We start from the raw sequence: 4,947 nt of genomic DNA on the forward strand, positions 1-4,947 counted from the left end.
CTTACTTAATTTGTCAAGCTCACCCTATACCAAATTAGATGAGCTTACCCTGATTTTTGAATCAACTTAGTTATCTTAATCGCACTTGATTCGTTCGTATTTGGCAAAATTACAACAAATTCTTCACCACCATAACGAGCTAGTAGATCGGTAGGACGCTTTAATACAGATTGTGCTGCACGAGCAACTTGTATTAAGCATTCATCTCCAGCTAGATGTCCATAAGAATCGTTATAATCCTTGAAATAGTCAATATCAAATATAATTAAAGATAAATAATTTTCACTTAGTTTTAGTCGATCCCATTCCTGCTCTAAAAACTGATCGAAACAATGACGGTTGGCGATTTGGGTTAGAGCATCTAGCTTACTAAGTTTTTCTAGCTGAGAATTTGCTATTTCTAAAGCATTATTTGCTTGAGCAAGTTGATTAGCTTGAGAGCGGAATTGCTCTAATAACTCAGAATGTTCTAAAGCTACATTAAACTGAGCAGCTAACTGGTGGATAAATTGAATTTCCGATTTTTTCCACTCGCGCGAACAATGGCACTGATGAACGCATAGTAGTCCCCATAAAGTTTTTCCTTTCATTAAAGGTGCAACAATTTGTGCCTTGATTTGAAATTGCTCTAACAGTTGAATGTGGCAATCTTTTAGACCAGATTGATAAATATCTGATAATACCTGTATACGCCCTTGATGATAAGCAACTGCATAGTTTTCACCAAAACAATTATCCTTGACCTTGATGGCGATCGTAGAATCGTAGTCAGGCAATACATTCTCAGAGACAAATTCACCAGAGGTATAGTTCGATTCCGGGTCAAATCGAAAGATACTGACGCGATCGCTACGGAGAGCCTTACGAATTTCTCGTGCAGTAGTCTTAAACAAGGTGTCTAGATTCAGAGATTCACGAATTTCAGCAACTAAATTAAATAGAATCTCCTGCTGCTGATTTGCTTTATACAGTTCTGCTGCTTTTTGTTCTGCTTGAGCTAAAAATTCTGCTTGTTTAACTGCAAATCCTAACTGCGTTGCAATCTGAGATAGAAACTGAATTTCTAATTGTTTCCATTCATGTGGCTGTGAATGCTGATAAGCTGCAAGCACTCCCCACAGGTTTTTTCCCACAAATATTGGTGCAGTTGCATAAGCTCGAATATGGAACTGTTCTAAAATTTCTAAATGGCATTGAGACAAGCCTGCTGCGTAGACATCTGAAGCAATTAAAGTTTCATTATTACGATACCGTCCACCTTGATTTTGTTGTAGATAAGAGTCATTCCAAACTGTATTTTTTCCTAATGTCTCTACATCATCCCATCCAGTCTCTGCAAACTCAAAGTCGCTGACAAATTCTCCACCCCAGTTTTCATAGAAACGATAAACGGCAATTCTCTCAATGCGGAGTAATTTGCAAGTTTCTTTAGTGGCTGTACGAAAAATTGTTTCTAATTCAAGAGAAGCTCGGATTTTACTAATAACTCGGTAAAGCGCCCTTTCTTGCTCTTCTAACTGCTGAATTTGAATTTGTTGATCGTGGAGTTTAGTTTCTAAATTACTAACACTAGGCTGTCCTAAAAGCTTACAGAGTAGATTAGCAGATACTCTAGTAATAATACGTAAACTTGTGTACAACATTATAAGTATAATTTCAGGAATATTTTAAAGATGAAAAGAGACAGCTACAACGATGTAAAAACGTAGTTTTTCGTAGTTTATAACCATTATCGCGTAAGAAAGTTTCGCGATCGCTTCTCTTCATCTGACTTTTGCCATTAAGTCTTAAAAAGCGTTCTCACAAATAATTTTGGATAAAGTACTGTATCTACAGTACAGTAATTATCATTATCGCCAAGGTATCTGATAACTGAAAACATGAGATAAAAAAGTATTGTAAAGATAGAAGAAATTTGTAAAAAGTAAAGCTCTATTCTTAGATAAATTCAGTTATCAAACAAGGTAATCAAATTCAATAGACCAAAAACTTCTGCGATTAGCAAAGATCAAGCAGATGACCCCATTAAATACTTGTCTGCAAAAGATAATCAAAATTTAGAGTAGTCAAGGGCAAAAGAGCGCCAGTCCTCAAGCTTGATTTGTCGCCTTATCCTACAACCACTTTTTAAACATCCTCTTAAGCTCTTACGGATGGACTGTTACCGAAACTGAGCTGTAAATTACTCAATCCATGATGATGTCCGCATCAGAGATAACATCTTGGATCTGGGTATTATCCTAGAAGAATATGAAAAAGCATCCCCTTCAGAGCCAAGTCACTACCATCCCAAAGGCGCGATCGCTATATTGAATTGCTTAACTTGCGGAGTCTTAAACCTTAATCAGTCACACTATCCGCAGGTAGAAAGTCTTTGAGCGCTTCTGCCTCACCAGCTTTCACCATTGGGATAGAAAGGGGTACTGAATTAGCGATCGCAAATAACTGTTCTAGTTGACTCAAACCTGTCAAGCCACCACATAATAATACTTGGTCGCCGACTCGCAAATCCATGCCGCCATCAGGATAGCGGATAAATTTACCATCTCGCCGGATTGCCTGTACCTGTACTCCAAATTGCTTGGCGATATCTAAATCTGCAAGGGTTTTACCTAGTGTTGGCGCGTCTGCATTGACTGTTACCCACTGACAAGCACTATTTTCTCCGGGAACAGCCGCTTGTCCCTTAGCGAATTCTGCCAAAGCCGCCAGTTCTTCATCTGCTCCCACTACCAGCAAGCGATCGCCTTCTGCTAATTTGGTTTGATTATTGGGATAATCGATTTCATCGCCGTTAGCGCGGCGAATTGCCATCAAACTCGCTCCTGTTAAATAGCGCATATCCGCTTCTTCTATGGTCATGCCAATTAAGGGCGAATTAGATGGCAGAGGATACCAACGCTGATTTAAATCGCGGGTGGCTTGGCGCAAATCACGAGCCACTTCAGTTGCAGAGCGCTCTGGCCGCAAATCTAAATAATGATCGTTGCGGATTTGCTGCATTTCTCGTTGGACGACAGCTGGCGACAACAAGCCTAAGCCAGTTAATAAGTAGGTTGCCATTTCTAAGCTGGCTTCAAACTCTGGTTGCACAACTTCCCTGGCTCCCAATTGATACAGCACCTCAATATTTTTATCCTGGGTAGCACGGACAACCAAATCTAATTCTGGGCGCAATTCCAAAGCGCGTTTCAAGCAAAGACGAGTACTTATGGGGTCTGGGAGTGCGATCGCCATTCCTTTGGCATGATTCACCCCGGCAGTTTCCAAAACGTGTAAACTGACGCAATTGCCATATACATAAGACACCCCAGCCTCGCGCAACTGCTGAATTCTACTCTCCGATTGGTCGATTACTACCACAGGTAGGTCGTGTTGCTGCAACAACTTCACCAAATTCTTGCCGACTCGCCCATAGCCACAAACTACTACATGGTCTTTGAAAGGCAAATCTTCCGATACATCCCGCGCTTCATCTTCTTCTAAGTACGGTTTCAACCAAGGCATTGATTCGGCAAAGTTAAATAAAAATGGCACTAACCGCAGTACAAAAGGAGTCAGCATCAGAGTGACTGCGGTGGTTCCCAAAATTAACAAGTATATTTGTCGGGACACCAGCCCCAAAGACTGCCCTTCACTAGCGAGAACAAAGGAAAATTCCCCAATTTGCGCCAGTCCCAAACCGGCGATTATGGCTGTTTTCAAAGGATAGCGGAACAGTTTCACTAAGGGCGTGATAATCAAAAATTTACCTACGAAAACTATTGCCACCAACCCCAAAATTAATTCTAGGTTGTTCCACAAAAACACTGGGTCAATTAACATCCCAATGGCGGCAAAAAATAAACTGGCAAAGATATCTCGCAGTGGTTCGACATAAGTCAGGGTTTGGTCGGCGTACTCCACCTCAGAAATCATCAAACCCGCGACAAATGCCCCCATTTCAATGGACAGTCCCAAATGCTCTGTCAACAGGGCAATGCCTAAACACAGGGCTACAACCCCTAATAAAAATAGTTCTTTGCTTTCAGTACGGGCTAGCAGTTGCAACAAAGGCGGTATCAGCCAAATCCCCGCAGCTACCGCCCCAGCAGCAAATAAAGCAATCGAACCTAGCGCTGTTAGGACAGCAATGCCAATTGTTTCTGCTGGTTGGTTGAGGGCTGGTAAGACTGCTAACATTAGTCCCAGTGCCAAGTCCTGAACTACCAAAATCCCTAGCATCACTTGCCCGTGGGGAGTTTCTGTTTCGTTGCGCTCCATCAAGCACTTGAGAACAACCGCTGTGGAAGACAGCGACAGAATACACCCCAAAAACATTCCCTTCGCAGGTAAGGCTCCCCAGGCTCCACTTAACCCGCATACTAAAACCGTGACCAAAATCGTCAAAGCAATCTGGAGTCCACCTCCACCAAGAGCGATCGCTTTTACCTTCTTGAGTTCCGCAAAGGAAAATTCCACACCCAAGGCGAATAACAAAAAGGCGACCCCGAACTGTGCCAGAGTCTCTACTTGAATCAGTTCTTTAATCAATCCCAGTCCCGTTGGCCCAATAACTATCCCGCCAATGAGATACCCCAGCAGCACTGGTTGTTGCAAAAGTGCCGCTAATAGTCCGCCACAGGCTGCAACGCCTAGAACTAAAACTAAATCAACAATTAACCGAAAATCTTCTTGCACCAGTTTTAAAAGAACTATTAAGACCTATTAATTCAGGATACAAAGTTTTACGATCTCAAACAGCTTGTTTGCTAAAGGGGTGACAAAATTTGCTTATTTTGAAGTGGGTGGACAGTAGGTGAGCAGGAAGGATACATCAAGGTGTTTGAAGGTATTTTAATTCACGAGTATCAAAGGTGGATTCATCCAGTTCAAAGACTCGTCAACGGAGTTCAAAGGTGGATTCATCCAGTTCAAAGACTCGTCAACGGAGTTCAAAGGTGGATT

General features: G+C 41.8%; 2 protein-coding genes. Both read right to left on the reverse strand.

Translation table 11 applies throughout. The features are described from left to right. Positions 1-44: 44 nt before the first annotated feature. On the reverse strand, positions 45-1,643 hold the full coding sequence (locus ACM0OX_RS35060) for a GAF domain-containing protein (RefSeq protein ID WP_414519751.1): 1,599 nt from the start codon (positions 1,641-1,643) through the stop codon (positions 45-47). A gap of 697 nt (positions 1,644-2,340) precedes the next feature. Beyond that, positions 2,341-4,680 (reverse strand): cation:proton antiporter, encoded by a 2,340-nt coding sequence (locus tag ACM0OX_RS35065; protein ID WP_414519753.1) that lies wholly within the window; start codon positions 4,678-4,680, stop codon positions 2,341-2,343. Between the last annotated feature and the right edge of the window lie 267 nt (positions 4,681-4,947).

The sequence above is a fragment of the Nostoc sp. PCC 9305 genome, from assembly GCF_963920915.1.
Lineage (GTDB): Bacteria > Cyanobacteriota > Cyanobacteriia > Cyanobacteriales > Nostocaceae > Nostoc.